Source organism: Haladaptatus ordinarius, assembly GCF_054177595.1.
In genome coordinates this window covers 1-17,865 of sequence record NZ_JBPEHH010000046.1, presented here as the reverse complement: position 1 = coordinate 17,865, position 17,865 = coordinate 1, and the positions used below count along the sequence as shown (strand labels likewise).

The following is a 17,865-nucleotide window of genomic DNA, read 5'->3' as shown; positions in this document are numbered from 1 at the left end:
CCCATTACCCTGTCGGCAAGAGACGACTGCGACCGAGACGGACGTGCCGCTATCGAGTCTCTCGGCGCGACGACGAGACGGTTCGATTCGGCGAAAGTTTATACCCGAAAACGGGGCCAGAGTCGCCACGATGTGAGAATAGAGAAACCCAGAATTCGCACGCAGTAGTCAGCCAAACTTCGGACTCAGTGGATGCAAACCGAGATGGAGTCACCGACTTCGAAATCGTGGCCCGGACAGACCAATTTCGCGCCGAACTGTTCGCGCGCGAGGAACAGCGAGAGACCGGTAATCGGTGTTCCGTTCGCCAGAATCTCCACGTCGTCCCACGTCACGGTCCGGCCGTCGGCCCACCCTACTCGCACACCCCCGAGCGAGATGGGACTGCCGCCATTCGTCGACTCGCTCCGCGCGTTCAGGACACTGCCGTCTCGCGGCCTCGGCGCTCGTGATTCCGGCACGCGTAGCACGCCACCGCCCTGGTAGTGTGGGAAACCACCGTCCAGCACCCGCCCGTCGTCGGCCGCGATGCCAACGAATCGTTCGCCCGGTGCGGGGTGAGCGGGCGAATCCAGCATGACGAAGGTTTCGACAGTCTCGACCACGCGACCGGACCCGTCCCACGAGAGCGGTTCGATATCGACTGCGATGTCGATTGGAAGCGACCCCGATGCGCGCACGGGGTTCGCGTCGCGCTCCCGAAACCCGAGGTGGATGTGGTTTGCGACCCACGGCGCGAAAAAGCCCGAACGAACGAGTTCACCCAGCGAGTCGCCGACGTCTACTCTGTCACCGGGTTCGACGCCGGGGTCGACGTGGAGCATCCGGGCGAGATATTCACCGGTATCGACGACGATGAGATGGTCGTCTGCGACCGCGTACGGTTTCGACGGGGCAGACACCGACCGCACCGCGACCACTTCGCCAGCGACGGGACTCGGCGCGAGTTTCGTTCGTGAATCCTCGCCGCCGGTGTCAGGATAGAGGTCGATGGCACATCCCTCGTCGTGGGCGACGTACGGCGAGTTGTAGAGCGAGAAGCGGGGGTAGCGTGCGAGCACCGCCGACGGAAACACGACCATAGCTTCAATCAGAAGCGCGAGTGTTTACATACATCGGGTTTCTATAGGATGCTATGCGCGTACTCCGTGGTCGGGCCGAGACACGGGACGACGACCGGGAGGTCACCGCTTCGATGCTCGCGGAGACGGCTGAAACCGGCAAACCAGCGGTTCGCGTCTGGACGCCACACCGGCAAGTCGCCTTCGGGCGGCGAGACGTGCGTTCCGAGAGCTTCGAGGTAGCGAAATCGGTCGCCCGAACGTGTGGATTCGAACCAGTCGAGCGGAGCGTCGGCGGGCGAGCAGTCGCCTACACCGGGACGACGGTCGCCTTCGCTCGCACCGTTCCGCTCGAAGATATGCGAACCGGAATGGAAGAACGATACGCCGAGACGAGCGAAACGATTCAGCGAGCGTTCTGGCGCCTCGGCGTCCCCATCCAGCGCGGCGAGCCGCCCCGTTCGTTCTGCCCCGGCAACTACTCGCTCCAGTGGAACGGCAAACTCGCAGGTGTCGCACAGCGAGTCCAGTCCGGTGCGGCACTCGTCTCCGGTGTCGTCGTCGTGGACGACCACGGCGAGATCGCGGGCGTGCTCGACCCGATTTACGCCGCCCTCGACGTGCCGTTCGACCCGGATTCGGTGGGCAGTATCGCCAAAGCAGGCGGCGATGCGGACCCCGAACTCGTGGTCGAAACCATCGAAGAGTTGCTGATCGGTGACGCGGAGACGACGGTCGAGCAGGTCGAAAAATCGGATGAAGCGAGCGAGATAGACCTGCAAATCGACGGAATCGACGTGGACGGCCACACCGATTACGTCGGCGACCGGGAGACTTAGGGCAGTTCCCGAAACACTGGCGGATATGCTCACGATTCGGAACGCGACGCTCGCCGATGGGAGCAGACGCGACGTTCGCATCGACACCGACGCGGGGAGAATCACCGCAGTCGGCGCTTCGCTCACGGAATCCGGTGAGGTCATCGACGCCACGGGAAAACTCCTCCTGCCGGGCGCAATCGACGCCCACGTCCACTTTCGTCAACCCGGCTTTCTGCACAAGGAGACGTGGGAGACGGGGAGCAAGAGTGCCGCCGCGGGTGGCGTGACGACGGTCGTAGACCAGCCGAACACGAACCCACCGACGGTCGATGGCGAGTCGTTCGACGTGAAAGCCGAACTGGCAACCGGTTCCTACGTCGATTACGGCATCAACGGTGGCGTCACACCGGATTGGAACCCCGACGAACTGTTCGACCGACCCATCCTCGCACTCGGCGAGGTGTTTCTCGCCGACTCGACAGGGGAGATGGGCATCGAAGAACCACTCTTCCGTGAGGCGGTCGAACGCGCCACCGACGAATACGTCGTCGTGACCGTTCACGCGGAGGACGCTGACCGTTTCGACCCGGACGCGAAATCACGCGACGATGCCGACGCGTGGAGTGCATTCCGCACGGCGGAAGCCGAGGCCGACGCCGTCGAACGTGCCTGTGAAATCGGCGAAGAACTCGACGCGAGACTCCACATCGCACACACCAGCACGCCCGAAGGAATCGACGCGGCCCACGACGTCGGCGCGACCTGCGAGGTGACGCCCCACCACATGTTCCTCTCGCGTGCCGACCTCGAAGAACTCGGGACGTTCGGGCGGATGAACCCGCCGCTCCGGAGCGAGAAGCGGCGGGAAGCGGTGTTCGCGCGCGTGGCGAACGGGACGGTCGATATGATAGCGACCGACCACGCACCGCACACCCGCGAGGAGAAAGACGCGGACATCTGGAACGCACCGAGCGGCGTTCCCGGTGTCGAGACGATGCTCCCACTTCTGCTCGAGCAGGCGCGCAAGGGGAACCTGAGCTACGACCGCGTGGCGGACCTCACCGCCCGCACCCCCTCGAAGGTGTTCGGTCTGCCGCGAAAGGGTCGTATCGAAGAGGGGCGAATGGCCGACCTCGTGCTCGTCGACCCCGACGAGACACGCGAGATTCGAGGTGACGATCTCCACTCGAAGTGTGGCTGGACGCCGTTCGAAGGCTGGATGGGCGTCTTCCCCGAGTTGACGATGGTGCGTGGGAACGTCGTGTTCGAGGACGGGGCGTTCGGCGAACCCGTCGGTGAGAACGTGCGAGCGTAGCCCGAAACGTTTCGCTCGCCGACCTACGGGGTCGGTTCGCGTTACACCTCCAACCGACAGCAGGCACCCGTGGTCAACGCTTCCTCCTCGATGTACGCCGACAGGCAGGCGTAGTTACAGAACTGGCCTGTCGCCTGTTCCCGTCGATACGTTTTTCGACGAACACGGGCCAATGATCGTCGATGTCACACCCGCAGTACGAACAGTCGCTCATGTGTCTAGAGACGAGTCGCAGGCCCGAACGTGTTTCGGAGCTTACGGAAGGAACAACGGAACGACCACCAGTACGACCCCTGCGAGCACGCAGAGCAGTCCGTAAGCCTGTAAGCGTGCGACGCCGAACCCACCGGGGTCGGCCGCTGGAACGCTGGCGACTGATTGTCGGATACTGAATATTTCTCGTGGTCGTGTCACTATCGCGATGCCGAGACCGGCGAGGAGAAGCCCCACGAGTACTGGTTCGAAGACGACCATACCACTCCCCACTGTGACTGATGGTCAAAACCCTTGCGGCTCAATATGCCAGACGCAAGACGAGCGTCATCGCACTCGCGCCGACCATCCCACCAGCGCCGAGACTCGCGATGACGGTCATCGCGAGTCGAGAGTTCGCTTCCGTCCAACCGGTGTTCGAATCGAGGTACTCTTGCATGTTCTCGACGGCCTGTCCCGCGAAAACCGACCCCGACCAGCCGAGCACGCCGAAACCGAGCGTGAGCGCCGCGACGGCGAACACCTTTCGACTGGCGAACGTCACCGTCTCGCCCGCGCCGACGACGAGCAGAACACCCACGCCACCGAGCGCGACGCCGTAGAGTCCGAATCGCGAGACCAATCGAACGCGAGGGACCAGGTAGCCGGCGAGTTCCATCAGTCCACGGTCTCGCGCATCCGTGGGTCGAGCGCGTCGCGCATCCCGTCACCGAGCAGGTTGAACCCGAGCACCGTCACGGCGAGGAACAGGCCGGGGAAGAACGACCACCACCACGCGCTCGGCACGCTGAACAGGCCGTTTTTGACCCCGTTCGAGAGCATCAGTCCCCACGATGGGGTTCCGGCTTCCGCACCGAATCCGAGGAATGAGAGCGCCGCGAGGTCGATGATGGCGAGGCCGAAGTTGAGCGTGCTCTGGACAGTGATGGGTGCGAGACAGTTCGGCAGGACGTGGCGAACGAGGACGCGGGGGTCCTTCGCACCGAGCGCCTCCGTCGCGTCGATGTACTCGTCTTCGAGCACCTTCAGCGCGGCACCGCGGACGACGCGAGCGAACCGCGGCGTGTAGACGAGCGTGAGCGCGGCGACCGCACGCCAGAGACCCCACTCGTCCGGGAAGATGGCGACCAGCGCAAGCGACAGCAAGAGTGCGGGGAACGCGAGGAGCACGTCCATCGTCCGCATGATGACGTTGTCCGTCATGTCGCTGTAGTACGCAGCGACGACGCCGAGGCCGACGCCGAGGAAGGTCGACGCACTGACCGTGACCGTCCCGAACAACATCGCGTACCACGCGCCGTAGAGAACGCGTGGGAAGAGGTCCTGTGCCTGCAGGTTCGTCCCGAAGAAGAACTCGCCACTCGGCCGTGCGAGACTCGGTTGGGTCCCGAGTTGGGTCTGTTTGATAGCCCCCAGGTCGATGGTCAATCGAGCGTAGACGGCGACCACCACCATGAATGCGATGATGACCAGTCCGGTGACTGCGAGACGATTCGACAGGAGTTCGGAGAGAAACGGCGACGCCCGCAGGCGTTCGACGAAGCCGCGGGAGGCCGTCTCGCTGGTTTCTGTTTGCGTGCTCATTGGTCAATCCTCGGGTCAAGGTAGGAGTACGTGATGTCCACGAACAGGTTGACGACCGTGAACAGGAACGCGAAGGTCAACACGGTGCCCTGTACGACCGGGAAGTCACCGACTTCGATGGCGTCTACGAGCATCGTTCCGATACCGGGGATGCCGAAGACGGTTTCGGTCAGCACGGCCCCACCGAGGAGGGTACCGAACTGGATGCCGATGACGGTGACGACCGGAATCATGGCGTTCCGAAAGCCGTGTTTCATCACGGTTATCTTCGCGCCCTGCCCCTTCGCGCGGGCAGTTCGGATGTAATCTTGCCGGATGACTTCCAGCATCGACGAGCGCATCATCCGCGAGATGAGCGCCATCGAGTAGATACCGATGACCGCCGACGGCAAGAGCAAGTGAAGTGCCGCAGACTCGAACGCGGCGAGGTTCCCTTGCAACAGGGTGTCGACCGTGATGAGCCCCGTTATCGCGTTGATACTGTACGCGGAGTCGATACGGCCGCTCGGTGGCAGGACGCTGAGGTACTGGGCGAACAGCAGGATGAGCAACGGACCGCTCCAGTAGATGGGAACGCTGATACCCGTCAGCGCACCGACGCGGGTGAGGTGGTCGGTCGCGGAGTCCTGCTTGATAGCCGAGATGACCCCGAGCGGAATCCCGAAGAGAATGCCCAGGAACTGGCCGTAGAGCGCCATCTCGATGGTCACCGGAAGCCGGTTGACGAGAATCTCGGTGACCGGAACGCCCTTCCGAATCTGGTAAGACTCTCCGAACTGGAGCTGTGCCGCTTCGAGCAAGAATCGGCCGTACTGTACCCAGATGGGGTCGTCTAGTCCGAGTTCGTGACGGACTTGCCGAACGAACTCCTCCGACGCACGCTGGCCCGCGACCACGCGCGCAGGGTCCCCCGGTGCCAGTTGGAGGATGGCGAAAACGAACGTCGCCACCCCGAACAGCACGGGGATGAGTAACAACAGTCGTTTGACAACGAACCGCTTAGAGAGCATCACTCGAAGGTGAAACCCCCTGGGTGAAAAAAGCCTCGTTAGCTAAGTTTCACGAGTCGCAGGAACGGGCCGCTAATCGGTGCGAGTTTGAAGTTCTTTACTCCGTTGCGAACACCGCGCAGGTCTTTCGCGTGGTCCATGAAGATCCACGGCGCTTCGTCGTGGGCAATCTTGCCCGCTTTCTTGTACTTCTCCTTGCGAGTCGCCTCGTCGTAGGTCGCCTGGGCGTCCTCGACGAGCTTCATGTACTCCGTGTTCGCCCACGCCGCCGCGTCGAGCGTGTTCATGTTGTCGTGCTTTTTCGGGTCGACCCAGTCCTGTCCGTCCGGCACTTTGTCACGGGAGACGCCGGGGTGGAGCAGTGCGTAGTAGAAGTTGTCCGGGTCGGCATTGTCCGTCATCCAGCCGAGGAAACACGCGTCGTGTTTGTACGAGTCCGTGTAATCGAGGAACGGGTCGAACGCCTGCTGACTTATGGTGACCTTGATACCGACCTTGTTCAGGTTGGATTTGACCGTGTTGGCCGCCTGAATCGGGCTCGGGTTGTAGGTGCGCGGATTCTTGAACGTCGCCAGTTCGAACGAGAAGCCGTTCTCGTAGCCCGCCTCCTTCAGGAGCTGTTTCGCCTTGTCCGGGTTGTGTTCGTACGGGCTCAGACTGTCGTTGTAGCCCATCACGCTGCTCGGAATCGGCTGGCTCGCCTGCTTCGCGATGCCCTTGTAGATGGTGTCCACGATGGACTTCGTGTCGATGGCGTAGCTGATCGCCTGCCGAACCTTCTTCTTCCGGAACGCCTCGACCTTCGACATGTTGAACGCCATGTAGCCGACGTTGATACCGGCGTCCGAGACGAGTTTCGCGTTCTGTGACTTCTCGACCTGCTGTGAGGACTGCGCGCCGAGACCGTCGATGATGTCTGCCTCGCCCGCGTCGAGCGTCTGTGCGCGAGAGATGTTGTCGCCGACGACCGTGAACACGACTTTGTCCACGTGCGGACCGTCGCCCCAGTAGTCGTCGTTCTTGACGAGTCGGACCTGGTTGTTGCCACGGTCCCACTTTTCGAGTTTGAATGGGCCAGTGCCGACCGGGTCGGATTTGAGCTTCTTGCCCTTCTCCTTTATCGCCTTCTCCGAATGAACCGCGGAGACGAACATGGCGAGGTTCGGGAGGATGGGTGCATACTTCTTGCTCAGGGTAATCTTCAGCTTGTTCTTGCTCGCGGCTTTGATCGAGTCGATGACACCGAGCGTGTACGGACCGTAGGAGGACGCGTACGTTTTGCCGGGGTAGTGTTCGTAATCTTCGTCCACGAATCGACGGTACGTAGCGACGAAGTCCGACGCGGTGAACGTCTCGCCGTTGTGGAACTTCACGTCCTTGCGGAGGTCGAGCGTGACCGTCTTGCCGTTGACGTTCCAGTTCGTGGCGAGCCCCTCCGTCAGGGAGGTCTTGCCGGGTTTGAACGCGATGAGGGTGTCGTAAATCTGGTTCGTCACCTTCGCGTCCTCACCGCTGGTCGTGTTCTGGAAGTCGAGGGTCTTGGAGTTGCTCCCGCGTGCGTACGTGAGCTGTCCGCCACCGTCGCCGTCACCGTCGCCGTCGCCGCCGCTCTCTCCACCGATACAACCAGCAACCGTCGCCGCCGCGGCAGCACCGCCAGCAGCTTTCAGAAAGTTCCGTCTGTCTGTTACCTTGTCGCGTGACGCCATACGACAGTGTGGTCACATGTTGTATATAAACATACCGAACCGATATTAAACAGAGTACAAACGAAACGAAGGCTCACATAGTCGTCGGGGGCCGATTTATTATCTAAAAGGAGAATGAAAACTGAGAGAGTACGGGAGAAACCTGTTGTTATTCTAATGATACAAGATTGAGGAATGGCCCCGAGATGAGTTCGACCACGAAGCCGTTGACGTTGTTACTCACTCCACGCAACTCCTGTGCGTGGTCCATGAACACCCACGGTGCTTCGTCACGGGCGAGTTTTCCGGCCTGTCGGTAGAGGTTCGCCCGCTGCTGTTCGTTATACGTCGACTGGGCCTCCTCGACGAGTTGCATGAAGTCCCGATTCGCCCACGCCGCCACGTCGAGCGTATTGAACCCGTCCGTGTCGAAACTCACCCAGTCTTGCCCCTGGGGCACGTCGTCCTGTGAGATACCGGGGTGCAACAGGGCATAGTAGAAGTTGTCCGGGTCGGCGTTGTCCGTCATCCAGCCGAGGAAACACGCGTCGTGATTCCCCTGGTCGGTGTAATCGAGGAACGGATTGAACGACATCTGGTTGATGGTTACGTCGATGCCGACCTCGTTCAGGTTGGATTTGACCACCTGTGCCGCCTGAATCGGACTCGGGTTGTAGGCGCGCGGGTTCTTGAACGTCGCTAACTCGAACGAGAACCCGTCACTGACACCGGCCTCGTTCAGTAGTTGCCGTGCGCGATCCGGGTTGTACGGATACGGTTCCAGGTTGTCGTTGTAGCCCAGCACGTTCGACGGAATCGGCTGGCTCGCCTGCTTCGCGATGCCTTTGAATATCGTATCCACGATGGCTTTCGTGTTGATGGCGAGGCTGATAGCCCGGCGTACTCGTCGGTCGCGGAACGCCTCCACCTTCGCCATGTTGAACGCCATGTACCCGACGTTGATTCCCTCCTTTTCGAGAAGTTCGGCGTTGTTCGACTGGCTGACGATCTGCGACGACTGCGCACCGAGTCCGTCGATGATGTCGGCGTCGCCAGCGTCAAGCGTCTGTGCGCGCGTCGAGTTCGACCCGATAGCCGTGAACAGGACTTCGTTCACCTGTGGTCCCTCACCCCAGTAATTCCCGTTCGCAGAGAGGCGGATGCGCTGGTTCCCCTTGTCCCAGTTCTCGAACTGGAACGGACCGGTGCCAATCGGTCGGTTCGACAGCTCCTGGCCGAGGTTCTGGATGGCCTGCTGGGAGAGCACGCTTGATGCGAACATCGCGAGATTGCGCAGGAACGGTGCGTACCGCTGTTGTAGCTCGATAGTGAGGTTGAAATCACCGTCCTTGCTGGCGTTTTTCACCCAGTTGCCGAGCGTGAACGGCCCGTACGAGGAGACGTAATCGTCTCCGGGATAGTACTGGTAGTTCGAGTCGGTGAACCGTCGATACGTGGCGATGAAGTCGTCCGCGGTGAACTGGTCGCCGTTGTGAAACTGTATCCCTTCACGGAGCGTGAGCGTCGTCGTCGTTCCCTCCAGATTCCACTCGGTCGCCAGTCCCTGCGTGAGCGACGTTTCCCCCGGTTTGAACGCGATGAGCGTATCGTACACCTGGTTCGTGACCTTCACGTCCTCCCCGCTGGTCGTGTTCTGTGGGTCGAGGGTTCCTGAGTCGTTCCCACGGGCATAAGTGAGCAAACCACCCTGCTGGTTCTGCTGTGCCGTGTCCGACCCCACCCCCGATACCGGGTCGGCGATGGTCGCGGCGGCGGCCGCCCCGCCTGCCGCCCTTAGAAACGTTCGTCTCGAAACGGTCGTGTCGTTTTCTGACATCGTCCGAAAACGTCAACGATAATAGTGATAATACTGCCGGACGGAACCGCCGTATCGTGAATTTGGTTCAACGCTCGAACCTATCAGGACCAGTCTGTCCGCCGAGAAGAGATAACAGTTCGCAGAGGGAATTATTCCGGCTGGTCGTAGAGGTGACAGGCCGACGGATGAGCCGTCTCCTGCAGAACGGGGTCTTTGCGCTCACAGACGCTCGTGAAGTGGTCGCGGAGGAGCGACTCGGCACCCTCCCAGTCGCCGTCCGCGAGGTGGTCGAACGACCTGGTGACGATAGCGCGGGGTTCCCCGGTCGGATCCGTCTCGAACAGGCGGTCCCAGAGGACGGCGTGGAACGCGTCGGTGGGCGGTGTTCCACCGTCTGCGACGGTTGCCTCCCGTACCGGCGCGTCGCCTGCCGTAGCCGCCTCGCGCACCGATTCGAGGTTGATGGCCCGGTCTTCGACTCGCTCGCGGTAGTCCATCACTTCGCGGTAGGCACGCTGGTCGATGTCCATCCCCTCCGGCGGAATAATCTCCGGACAGCGGGTGCGGAAGTGACAGCCACTCGGCGGGTCGATGGGCGACGGAACGTCGCCTTCGAGGATGATGCGGTCGTCGGTGTCGACCCGTGGGTCGGGTTCCGGAATCGCCGAGAGTAGTGCCTGCGTGTAGGGGTGTTTCGGGTCGGCGAACAGTTCGTCTGTGTCTGCCACCTCCACGATTTCCCCGAGGTACATCACCGCGATGCGGTCGGAGATGTGACGCACCACCGAGAGGTCGTGGGCGATGAACAGGAACGTCAGGCCGAACTCGTCCTGTAAGTCTTCGAGGAGGTTGATTATCTGTGCCTGCACGGAGACGTCCAGCGCCGACACGGGTTCGTCCGCGACGATGAAATCTGGGTCGACCGCCAGTGCGCGGGCGATACCGACGCGCTGGCGCTGTCCGCCCGAAATCTCGTGGGGATAGCGGTCGCGCTGGCCGGGTTCGAGACCCACCGCCTCCATCAGTTCCGTGACCCGCTCGCGTCGGTTCCCCTTCGAGAGTCCGTGGATTTTCAGGGGCTCGGTGATTATCTGTCCGACCGTCATCCGGGGGTCGAGACTGGACAGCGGGTCCTGGAAGATCATCTGTATGTCCTTGCGTTTCTCCCGAAGCTCGTCGTCGTCGAGGCCACCGAGGTCGGTTCCGGCGAAGACGACTCGCCCGTCGGTGAGTTGTTCGAGTCGGAGAAGCGACCGACCGGCGGTCGATTTTCCACACCCGGATTCACCGACCAGACCGAGCGTCTCGCCCTCGTAGATGTCGAACGAGATGCCGTCGACGGCTTTCACGCTGTCGTCCCCGTCCGAGAGCCACTTGTCGAGGAGGTCGTCCGCACGCGAGTAGTGCTTTTTGAGCGAGTCGACGCTCACCAGCGTCTCGCCGATGTCGTGCGTGTCGGTCGTGACGCTTTCGTACTCTTCGATGTACTCGCTCTCGTCGAAATCTTCGAGGATACATTTCGCCCGGTGGTCGACGTCCTCGGGGCCGTGCTGGAGGTTCGGAATCTCCCCTTCCGTACACTCCGGTTGTGCCCACGGACACCGCGATGCGAAATGGCACCCCTCGGGCATGTCGATGAGGTCGGGGACGTTCCCCTTGATGGGCGTCAGGCGCTCTTTGTCCTCGCGCGGGATGGATTCGAGCAGCGCGTAGGTGTAGGGGTGGCTCGGATTGTGGAAAATCTCGTCCACCGGACCGACCTCCACGAGGTCGCCCGCGTACATCACGGCGACCCGGTCGCAGGTTTCGGCGACGACGCCGAGGTCGTGCGTAATCATGAAGACCGACATCCCCATCTCCTCTTGCAAGTCGTTGATGAGGTCGAGAATCTGGGCCTGAATCGTCACGTCGAGCGCCGTCGTCGGTTCGTCCGCGATGAGCAGTTTCGGGCGGCAGGCCAGCGCGATTGCGATGAGCACGCGCTGGCGCATCCCGCCGGAGAACTCGTGGGGATACTCCTCAACGCGGGATTCCGGTTCCGAGATGCCGACCTCTTCCAAGATGTCGATGGTGTCTTGGAGGAGTTCCTCGTCCATGTCGCCGCCGCCGAGTTTCGGCGCGATTTCACGAACCGCGTTCCACCAGTTGTCCTTCCGCTTGCCGCCGTACTGGTGGAGGCGCAGGCTCTCCGCGACCTGCTCGCCCACCGTGAGCGCGGGATTGAGCGAGGTCATCGGGTCCTGGAAAATCATCCCCATCTCGCCGCCCCGGATGTCCCGCATGACGGACTCCGGTGCGGCCATGATGTCGACGTAGCCAGCCTCAACGTGGATGAACCCGTCTTCGTCGTCTTCCCAGACGATACTGTCGGGGTCGTCGTGGGCGAATCGACGAGCAAACTCCGTCTCGGTCACGACATCTTCGTCGTCTTCGATGGGAGTTCCATCGTCGACGATTGTCAGACCGTCGTCCGCACCGGCCGGTATTCGGTCGAGTCGCGCTTTTTCGAGGACGATGAAACCACTGTTCTCGTCAGTTTGGATTTGCTTAGGATACTTCTGAGCGAATCCGATGACGGTTTCGATATCTTGAAATCGAATGTCACCGCCCGCGACTTCGCCCGGTTCGTCGATGAGTTGCATCGCCGAGAGCGCGGTGACACTCTTTCCCGACCCCGATTCGCCGACGAGTCCGACCGTCTCACCCTCGCGGATATTCAAGTCGAAGTCGTCCACCGCTTTGACCGTTCCCCGTTCGGTGTGGAACTGGGTTTTGAGATTCGAGATGGACAGTAAATCGGTCACGATTACGCGGTAGTCCTCCGCGAGGGAGCAAAAATCGTTCGATTAGGTGTAGCACACGGCACGGAAACTCACGGTGACGAGCACTCACAACCGCAGCACCATCTCCAGTTCGAAGCTCTCCGCGTCGGCAGTTTCGAAGCCGACGTTCCGATAGAGGTTCACGGCGGCACGGTTCCAGCGTTCGACCGTGAGCCACACCTTCTCTATGCCCGCCTCCCGACCGTGCCCCAGCAGGGCCCGGATGAGGTGTGAGCCGATTCCGGCGCGCTGGTAGTCCTGGTGGACGAAAATAGCGAGTTCGTACGCGCTGTCACTGTCCGGAACGAGCGTCGCGTGGCCCGCAACTCGGTCGTCGTGCCACGCGACGACGTTCAGTGTGTCCTCTTCGGTCAGGGTGTCCACCCAGTCACGGACTCGCGGTTCCGTCGCCGGGGGAATCCCCTGTGCGCGGTCGGCGGGGTCGAAATCGACGTACATCGAGACGAGTGCTTCCACGTCGTCCGCCTCGAACGGGCGGATTTCGATGGCGCGGTCGTCGCGGTCGGTGAACGAGAGTGGCGGTTCCGGAAACGGTCCCGCCGGTTCGTCCGGGAAGCTTTGATCGTCGTTCATCGTACCAGTTTCACCGTGACGTGCGAGTTCAACAGGACGAACTCGGCGATGTGGCCGAGTCGAATCTTCCCCATCGGACTGCGCTGACCGCCGCCGAGGACGATCTGGTCGAAGCCCTCGCTCTCGGCGATGTCGAGGAGTCTGCTGCCCGGGTCGCCGGAGACGTCCCGGACGGTCGCGTCGAGGTTCGCGTCCGCCAGCACGGCTTCTACTCGTTCGCCGATTTCGTCTTTCGTCCGGTCGCTCTCCGGATTGTCGAGGATAGCGACCGTCAGGTCGTCGTCAGCGGCGAGCGCGCGAGAGACAGTCTGTTCGAGTGCGGTGAGGGAGTCGTCGCTCCCGCCGATTCCCAGCAGTACGTTCATATCACCCCTATTTCCGCGGGATGGGAAAAACGGTTGGGTGCGATACGCTTTTGCACCCCGATCGGTAACGACGGGTTATGTCGAACGACCCCTCCCCGCCTGAACCCGATTCGGAGGACACGCGAGACGCACCCGACGCCTCGTCGGACGACGCCACCGACACCGAGACACCGAACCCAGACGACACACCGAACGTCGACGACACGTCGCCGGACCCGGAACGTGGCCCGAACGGCCCCGATTCGAAGGCCGAGGCACGCGAGATCGAATCGGACACCGCCAGTCCGTCGGCGGACGCTCCCGAGGGCACGCCGGACGCTTCCGAGCCGACACAGTCCGAGACCGCCCCCGAGATTCCGCCGGACGTGCAAAAGTACGCGCGCTTCAAGAAGATGGACGGCGCACAGTACGAGCGCGTCAACGAGTTCCTGCGCGACCGAACGTACATCACCGCCCGCGAGTGGGCGATAGCCCGCCTCTGTGCCGACTTCCGAACTGAGACGGGGGTCGAGATGACGAAAATCGGGAGCAACCTCCCCTATCTCGTCCCGTTCATGACCGACACCTACACGCCACAGGCGGTCAACCAGGCGCGGTCGGCGTTCGAAGAGAAGGTCCGAAAAGCGGGCGCGACCTTCCTCTACGGCGCGATGTCCGGGTTCTTCACCGCCGAGGAACTGGACGACGTGATGTACGAAGTGACCGAAGTGGCCAAGTTCCTGCTCGAAGTCGAAGGTGTCGACCTCTCGGTCGACGAAGAACTCGCCGCAGAAGACCGAATCTCGAACGTCATGCGCGAGGTGCGCGAGTCGAGCGAACAATTGCGCCACGACGAGGTGGAGTGTCCACACTGCGGGCGCGAAATCGGCGACGAATCGTAGCTACTCTTCCGTGTCGGCCGGGGTCTCGCCCGTCTCGACGGTCTCTTCGTCCTCAGGTTCCGGCGGCTGAAACACCGTCGGGTCGTCGTGAGTGAACTGGATGCGGTCTTCGGACAGCGTTCTGACGTACGTGTGCATCGCCCCTGCGTCCATCGCGTCCGCCAGCATCTCTTCGGCACCGCGAACGTCGTAGTACGCCGGGTAACAGACCGCCGTCTCGGTGTCGTGGTCTTCCATGACGACGACGAGGAAGACGAGGCTGTCCCCCTGTGCCCGATACGCTTCGAAGGCGTCGAACTCGATGCCGTCGTCCAGCAGTGCTTCGACGTCTTCGAACTCGTTGTCCGGTACGAGCACGTCGAGACCGAACCGGTCGTCTTCGTCGTTCCAGAGGGGAGTCACGTCGCCCGGATGCAGTTGAATCGTCTCCCACCCCGCCTCTTCGTACTCCGCCGCGGTCGCTTCCATGTCGGAGAGCACGTCCTCCCAGAACGGCATCGCTCGCTGGTGTGCCGTGGCGTTCGGCGTCGTCCCGTCCATACACCGACAGGCGGCCTTTTCCGGTAAAAGCGTTGTGTCATCAGATTCGAAACAAGACGGGATTACACGGAGAGAACGGGCTGGCTCGCGTACAACAGGACGTACTCCGCCGCCTTCTCTAGCACCTCGCCGGGTTCGCCGGAGAGCGGTTCTCTCGGGATGACGATGAAGTCGGCGGCGATTTCGTCCGCGCAGTCGAGGACGGCACTGCCGGGATGCTGAAGCTTTCGGTGGGTCGAAAAACCGTACGCAATCGAATTGCGCAGTTCGACGCCCGATTCGTCGGCGACGTCGCGGGCGCTCTCGATGAACGATTCGGTGTCCACGACGACGTCTTCTTCCTCGACGGTCCCAGTCTCGATGGCTCGGGACATCTCTTCACCGAAGACGTAGAGTGCGTGCACGTCAGCCCCGTACCGTTCGGCGATGGCGACCGCGTACTCGATAGCCCGAACCGATTCGTCGCTCCCGTCCACCGGAACGAGCACCGTATTCACATCGACTGGCGACGCTGTCATATGCGTGGGTGTGGCGCAGGTGAGCAAAAAACCTTCTCCCGTAGACGGGACCGTGTGCGATAGCACTGGTCGACACAGCGACCGAGGTCCGAGCCGTCCGATGATTTCATCGGTGATGAAACCACGACGTAGAAGGACACGACAGCTTCCAAACAAACCGCAATCGGGTGGATTGCGGTCTGGGTGCAACCTTGCCCCGTCGGGCATCTTGATAACAACTACCACAGTACTTAGCAGTTTGGATAGATGCAATATAGCCCTTAGACTTTAAGAACGATGGCGCGCGAAGGAACGAACGATGCTAGATACCATCGTCATCGCCACCGATGGCTCCGAGAGCGTCACGCGCGGGGTCACCGTCTCTCTCGACCTTGCGCGCCGGTTCGACGCCGAAGTGCACGCCCTCTACGTCGTGGACACCGGTGAGGTCGAATCCTCGCCCCGGAAGCTCAGAAACGAACTGCACACTGCGCTCGAATCACAGGGCGAGAGAGCACTCGAGGCAGTACGCGAACACGCCGACCGCGACCTCGTCACCGACATCCGCGAGGGTGACCCTGCCGCCGAGATTCGAGAGTACGCCCGCGAACACGACGCGGACGTGGTCGCTACCGGCACCCGGGGCCGCCATGGCGAGAACCGATTTCTCATCGGAAGCGTCGCAGAGCGCGTGGTTCGCACCTGCCCGACACCCGTGCTGACGGTGCGACAACTCGACGACGACGAGGTGTAAAAAAACGGCATCGCGCGCGAGTAAGAAAGCGTATATCGACACGCTGTGACGTTCGTCGCATGACCGCCATCGAATTGGACGGCGTGAGCAAACGATTCGGGAGCGTCGTCGCCCTCCGAAACCTCTCGTTTCAGGTCGAAAAAGGCGAGGTATTCGGCTTTCTCGGGCCGAACGGCGCTGGAAAATCCACGACCATCGATGTCCTCCTCGATTACGTTCGGCCGACGACCGGGACGGCCCGCGTCTTCGGCCACGACGCCCAGCGCGAGACCCGCACCGTCCACGAGCGTGTCGGCGTCCTCCCCGACGCCTACCACGCGTACGACCACCTGACCGCCCGCCGACACCTCGCGTTCGTCGCCGAAGCGCGTGGTGTGGACGAGGACCCAGCCGAACTCCTCCATCGCGTCGGTATCCTCGACGCGGCAGACCGGCGCGTCGAAGGCTTCTCGAAGGGGATGCGCCAGCGTCTCGTCCTCGGGATGGCGCTCGTCGGCGACCCCGACCTGCTCGTCCTGGACGAACCGACGACCGGTCTCGACCCGAACGGTGCGCTGGCGATGCGCGAAATCATCCGCCAGGAACGCGACCGCGGGACGACCGTCTTCTTCTCGAGTCACATCTTAGAGCAGGTCGAAGCAGTCTGTGACCGCGTCGGCATCCTCGATGACGGCGAACTGGTCGCCGTCGATTCCATCGACGGCCTCCGGGAGACCGCCGGAGTCGGGGCGACGCTGACAGTTCGAGTAGACCGCGTTCCCACCGGCGTCGTCGAGCGCGTGCAGTCGGTCAGGGGCGTCGCCTACGCCTCCGTGGGCGACTCGACGCTCACCATCGCGTGTTCCGACGAGTCGAAGAAGGCCGCACTGGACGCCGTCGAGCAGGCAGGCGCGACCATCGAAGACTTCGAGACCAGCGAGACGTCGCTAGAGGAACTGTTCGCCACCTACACGTCGGAGGTCCCGGCATGAACTGGCGCGTGATAGCGAAAAAAGACCTGCTCGATTCCTACCGGAAGTGGACGCTCGGAACGCTCGTCGTCTTCTTCGCCCTCTTTTTCGGCGTGCCAACCTACTTCCAGGTCACTACCGTCGTCGACAGCGCCACCGTGAACTTCTTCGACGGGTTGGGGTTCGTGCTCTTTCTCGTTCCCCTGGTCGCACTGCTGGTGAGCTACGACGCGGTCGCCGGAGAGCGCGAACTAGGGAGTCTGAAGCTCCTCCTCGGTCTGCCCTGCACCCGACGAGACGTGGTGTCGGGGATGGCGGTCGGACGTGTGGTACTCGTCAACGTGGCGACGCTGGCCGGCATTCTGGTCGCGGCACTCGTCTTCCTCGCGTTCGGTGGGTCGATTCGACCGGCCGATTTCGCGGTCTACCTCGTACTCGTAAGCCTCCTCGGGGCGGCCTACGCCGGAACCGGCGTCGGTATCTCTGCCGCGTCGAAGACGAAAAACCGGGCACTGGTCGGGAGCGTCGTCTTTTTCGTCCTGACGCTCGCGGGGTGGTCAGCCATCCCGAGTCTGCTCCGGTACGTGTTCAACGGATTCTCGATGCCGCGAGGGCCACAGCCAGAGTGGGCCATCTTCCTCGACAGGCTCAGTCCCGTGAAAGCGTATCAGGCCACGACGAACGCCCTGTTGGAGTCCGGCGGAACCTGGATGCCATCGGGCGATGCGTTCTACTACACCGGGTGGTTCGCCGTCGGCGTTCTCGTCTGCTGGGCGGTCGTCCCCGTGGCGCTCGGCTATCGCCGGTTCAGTAGCGTCGATTTATAGAATTACAGGCGAGAATACCACGCCCTTGAGGGCGTGGATGAATCGCCGTCTTTGTTCACTTTCACTGCACGGTGCAGTCTTAGGTGCGTTTCGTGCGTATCCTTCACTGTCGATTCGATGGAAC

At 62.1% G+C, this 17,865-nt stretch carries 19 protein-coding genes; 6 read left to right on the top strand and 13 right to left on the bottom strand.

The features are described 5' to 3' along the window. Window positions 1-185 precede the first annotated feature (185 nt). A complete protein-coding gene (locus tag ACR3FF_RS16210; RefSeq protein WP_458189134.1) occupies window positions 186-1,082 on the bottom strand; it encodes a DUF8155 domain-containing protein in 897 nt (298 codons plus the stop codon). Between the two features lie 53 nt (window positions 1,083-1,135). On the opposite strand from ACR3FF_RS16210, the gene ACR3FF_RS16205 reads away from it, so the two are divergent. Together ACR3FF_RS16205 and ACR3FF_RS16200 are read left to right on the top strand one after the other, a co-directional pair. Further along, window positions 1,136-1,900 carry a lipoyl protein ligase domain-containing protein gene (locus ACR3FF_RS16205; RefSeq protein WP_458189133.1) on the top strand — a complete coding sequence of 255 codons (765 nt, stop codon included), beginning with the start codon at window positions 1,136-1,138 and terminating at the stop codon, window positions 1,898-1,900. Between the two features lie 25 nt (window positions 1,901-1,925). Beyond that, complete coding sequence (locus ACR3FF_RS16200) at window positions 1,926-3,197, top strand: dihydroorotase (protein WP_458189132.1); 1,272 nt, start codon at window positions 1,926-1,928, stop codon at window positions 3,195-3,197. Window positions 3,198-3,238: 41 nt separating this feature from the next. Here ACR3FF_RS16200 and ACR3FF_RS16195 read toward each other — a convergent pair whose 3' ends face one another. The 10 genes from ACR3FF_RS16195 to ACR3FF_RS16150 form a co-directional block, all read right to left on the bottom strand. Next, complete coding sequence (locus ACR3FF_RS16195; protein WP_458189131.1) at window positions 3,239-3,370, bottom strand: hypothetical protein; 132 nt, start codon at window positions 3,368-3,370, stop codon at window positions 3,239-3,241. Between the two features lie 82 nt (window positions 3,371-3,452). Beyond that, entirely contained in the window at window positions 3,453-3,671 is a 219-nt protein-coding gene (locus ACR3FF_RS16190; RefSeq protein WP_458189130.1) for a DUF6199 family natural product biosynthesis protein, read from the bottom strand. A 40-nt stretch (window positions 3,672-3,711) separates the two neighbouring features. Then, window positions 3,712-4,068 carry a DUF7268 family protein gene (locus tag ACR3FF_RS16185; RefSeq protein ID WP_458189129.1) on the bottom strand — a complete coding sequence of 119 codons (357 nt, stop codon included), beginning with the start codon at window positions 4,066-4,068 and terminating at the stop codon, window positions 3,712-3,714. Next, window positions 4,068-4,994 carry an ABC transporter permease gene (locus ACR3FF_RS16180; protein ID WP_458189128.1) on the bottom strand — a complete coding sequence of 309 codons (927 nt, stop codon included), beginning with the start codon at window positions 4,992-4,994 and terminating at the stop codon, window positions 4,068-4,070. The genes ACR3FF_RS16185 and ACR3FF_RS16180 overlap by 1 nt, the downstream gene beginning before the upstream one ends. Next, a complete protein-coding gene (locus tag ACR3FF_RS16175; RefSeq protein ID WP_458189127.1) occupies window positions 4,991-6,004 on the bottom strand; it encodes an ABC transporter permease in 1,014 nt (337 codons plus the stop codon). The genes ACR3FF_RS16180 and ACR3FF_RS16175 overlap by 4 nt, the downstream gene beginning before the upstream one ends. A gap of 38 nt (window positions 6,005-6,042) precedes the next feature. Next, the gene (locus ACR3FF_RS16170; protein ID WP_458189126.1) at window positions 6,043-7,713 is read right to left on the bottom strand and encodes an ABC transporter substrate-binding protein; all 1,671 of its coding nucleotides are present in this window, start codon (window positions 7,711-7,713) and stop codon (window positions 6,043-6,045) included. A gap of 148 nt (window positions 7,714-7,861) precedes the next feature. Beyond that, complete coding sequence (locus ACR3FF_RS16165; RefSeq protein WP_458189125.1) at window positions 7,862-9,529, bottom strand: ABC transporter substrate-binding protein; 1,668 nt, start codon at window positions 9,527-9,529, stop codon at window positions 7,862-7,864. A 131-nt stretch (window positions 9,530-9,660) separates the two neighbouring features. Continuing rightward, window positions 9,661-12,315 (bottom strand): ABC transporter ATP-binding protein, encoded by a 2,655-nt coding sequence (locus ACR3FF_RS16160; protein ID WP_458189124.1) that lies wholly within the window; start codon window positions 12,313-12,315, stop codon window positions 9,661-9,663. 84 nt (window positions 12,316-12,399) lie between these two features. Next, the gene (locus tag ACR3FF_RS16155) at window positions 12,400-12,927 is read right to left on the bottom strand and encodes a GNAT family N-acetyltransferase (protein ID WP_458189123.1); all 528 of its coding nucleotides are present in this window, start codon (window positions 12,925-12,927) and stop codon (window positions 12,400-12,402) included. Continuing rightward, complete coding sequence (locus ACR3FF_RS16150; RefSeq protein WP_458189122.1) at window positions 12,924-13,292, bottom strand: universal stress protein; 369 nt, start codon at window positions 13,290-13,292, stop codon at window positions 12,924-12,926. The genes ACR3FF_RS16155 and ACR3FF_RS16150 overlap by 4 nt, the downstream gene beginning before the upstream one ends. Before the next feature lie 77 nt (window positions 13,293-13,369). On the opposite strand from ACR3FF_RS16150, the gene ACR3FF_RS16145 reads away from it, so the two are divergent. Next, window positions 13,370-14,173 carry a DUF5806 family protein gene (locus ACR3FF_RS16145; RefSeq protein WP_458189121.1) on the top strand — a complete coding sequence of 268 codons (804 nt, stop codon included), beginning with the start codon at window positions 13,370-13,372 and terminating at the stop codon, window positions 14,171-14,173. Here ACR3FF_RS16145 and ACR3FF_RS16140 read toward each other — a convergent pair whose 3' ends face one another. Both ACR3FF_RS16140 and ACR3FF_RS16135 read right to left on the bottom strand, forming a co-directional pair. After that, complete coding sequence (locus tag ACR3FF_RS16140) at window positions 14,174-14,713, bottom strand: DUF7529 family protein (RefSeq protein ID WP_458189120.1); 540 nt, start codon at window positions 14,711-14,713, stop codon at window positions 14,174-14,176. It abuts the gene before it with no gap. A 62-nt stretch (window positions 14,714-14,775) separates the two neighbouring features. Beyond that, window positions 14,776-15,231: a universal stress protein gene (locus ACR3FF_RS16135; RefSeq protein WP_458189119.1), complete on the bottom strand. Its 456-nt coding sequence runs from the start codon at window positions 15,229-15,231 to the stop codon at window positions 14,776-14,778. A gap of 298 nt (window positions 15,232-15,529) precedes the next feature. Here ACR3FF_RS16135 and ACR3FF_RS16130 point away from each other — a divergent pair, with 298 nt between their 5' ends. Genes ACR3FF_RS16130 through ACR3FF_RS16120 form a run of 3 tightly spaced genes read left to right on the top strand, consistent with a single transcriptional unit; the run spans window position 15,530 to window position 17,741 of the window. Next, on the top strand, window positions 15,530-15,964 hold the full coding sequence (locus ACR3FF_RS16130; RefSeq protein ID WP_458189118.1) for a universal stress protein: 435 nt from the start codon (window positions 15,530-15,532) through the stop codon (window positions 15,962-15,964). Window positions 15,965-16,023: 59 nt separating this feature from the next. Then, complete coding sequence (locus ACR3FF_RS16125) at window positions 16,024-16,935, top strand: ABC transporter ATP-binding protein (protein WP_458189117.1); 912 nt, start codon at window positions 16,024-16,026, stop codon at window positions 16,933-16,935. After that, complete coding sequence (locus ACR3FF_RS16120; RefSeq protein ID WP_458189116.1) at window positions 16,932-17,741, top strand: ABC transporter permease subunit; 810 nt, start codon at window positions 16,932-16,934, stop codon at window positions 17,739-17,741. The genes ACR3FF_RS16125 and ACR3FF_RS16120 overlap by 4 nt, the downstream gene beginning before the upstream one ends. Window positions 17,742-17,865: the final 124 nt, after the last annotated feature.

Bases quoted from the DNA above. Each gene is read 5' to 3' on its own strand.
- ACR3FF_RS16145 (WP_458189121.1), top strand. From the start codon at position 13,370: ATGTCGAACGACCCCTCCCCGCCTGAACCCGATTCGGAGGACACGCGA.
- ACR3FF_RS16135 (WP_458189119.1), bottom strand. From the start codon at position 15,231: ATGACAGCGTCGCCAGTCGATGTGAATACGGTGCTCGTTCCGGTGGAC.
- ACR3FF_RS16205 (WP_458189133.1), top strand. From the start codon at position 1,136: ATGCGCGTACTCCGTGGTCGGGCCGAGACACGGGACGACGACCGGGAG.
- ACR3FF_RS16120 (WP_458189116.1), top strand. From the start codon at position 16,932: ATGAACTGGCGCGTGATAGCGAAAAAAGACCTGCTCGATTCCTACCGG.
- ACR3FF_RS16210 (WP_458189134.1), bottom strand. From the start codon at position 1,082: ATGGTCGTGTTTCCGTCGGCGGTGCTCGCACGCTACCCCCGCTTCTCG.
- ACR3FF_RS16175 (WP_458189127.1), bottom strand. From the start codon at position 6,004: ATGCTCTCTAAGCGGTTCGTTGTCAAACGACTGTTGTTACTCATCCCC.
- ACR3FF_RS16185 (WP_458189129.1), bottom strand. From the start codon at position 4,068: ATGGAACTCGCCGGCTACCTGGTCCCTCGCGTTCGATTGGTCTCGCGA.
- ACR3FF_RS16150 (WP_458189122.1), bottom strand. From the start codon at position 13,292: ATGAACGTACTGCTGGGAATCGGCGGGAGCGACGACTCCCTCACCGCA.
- ACR3FF_RS16140 (WP_458189120.1), bottom strand. From the start codon at position 14,713: ATGGACGGGACGACGCCGAACGCCACGGCACACCAGCGAGCGATGCCG.
- ACR3FF_RS16190 (WP_458189130.1), bottom strand. From the start codon at position 3,671: ATGGTCGTCTTCGAACCAGTACTCGTGGGGCTTCTCCTCGCCGGTCTC.
- ACR3FF_RS16200 (WP_458189132.1), top strand. From the start codon at position 1,926: ATGCTCACGATTCGGAACGCGACGCTCGCCGATGGGAGCAGACGCGAC.
- ACR3FF_RS16155 (WP_458189123.1), bottom strand. From the start codon at position 12,927: ATGAACGACGATCAAAGCTTCCCGGACGAACCGGCGGGACCGTTTCCG.
- ACR3FF_RS16165 (WP_458189125.1), bottom strand. From the start codon at position 9,529: ATGTCAGAAAACGACACGACCGTTTCGAGACGAACGTTTCTAAGGGCG.
- ACR3FF_RS16125 (WP_458189117.1), top strand. From the start codon at position 16,024: ATGACCGCCATCGAATTGGACGGCGTGAGCAAACGATTCGGGAGCGTC.
- ACR3FF_RS16170 (WP_458189126.1), bottom strand. From the start codon at position 7,713: ATGGCGTCACGCGACAAGGTAACAGACAGACGGAACTTTCTGAAAGCT.
- ACR3FF_RS16180 (WP_458189128.1), bottom strand. From the start codon at position 4,994: ATGAGCACGCAAACAGAAACCAGCGAGACGGCCTCCCGCGGCTTCGTC.
- ACR3FF_RS16130 (WP_458189118.1), top strand. From the start codon at position 15,530: ATGCTAGATACCATCGTCATCGCCACCGATGGCTCCGAGAGCGTCACG.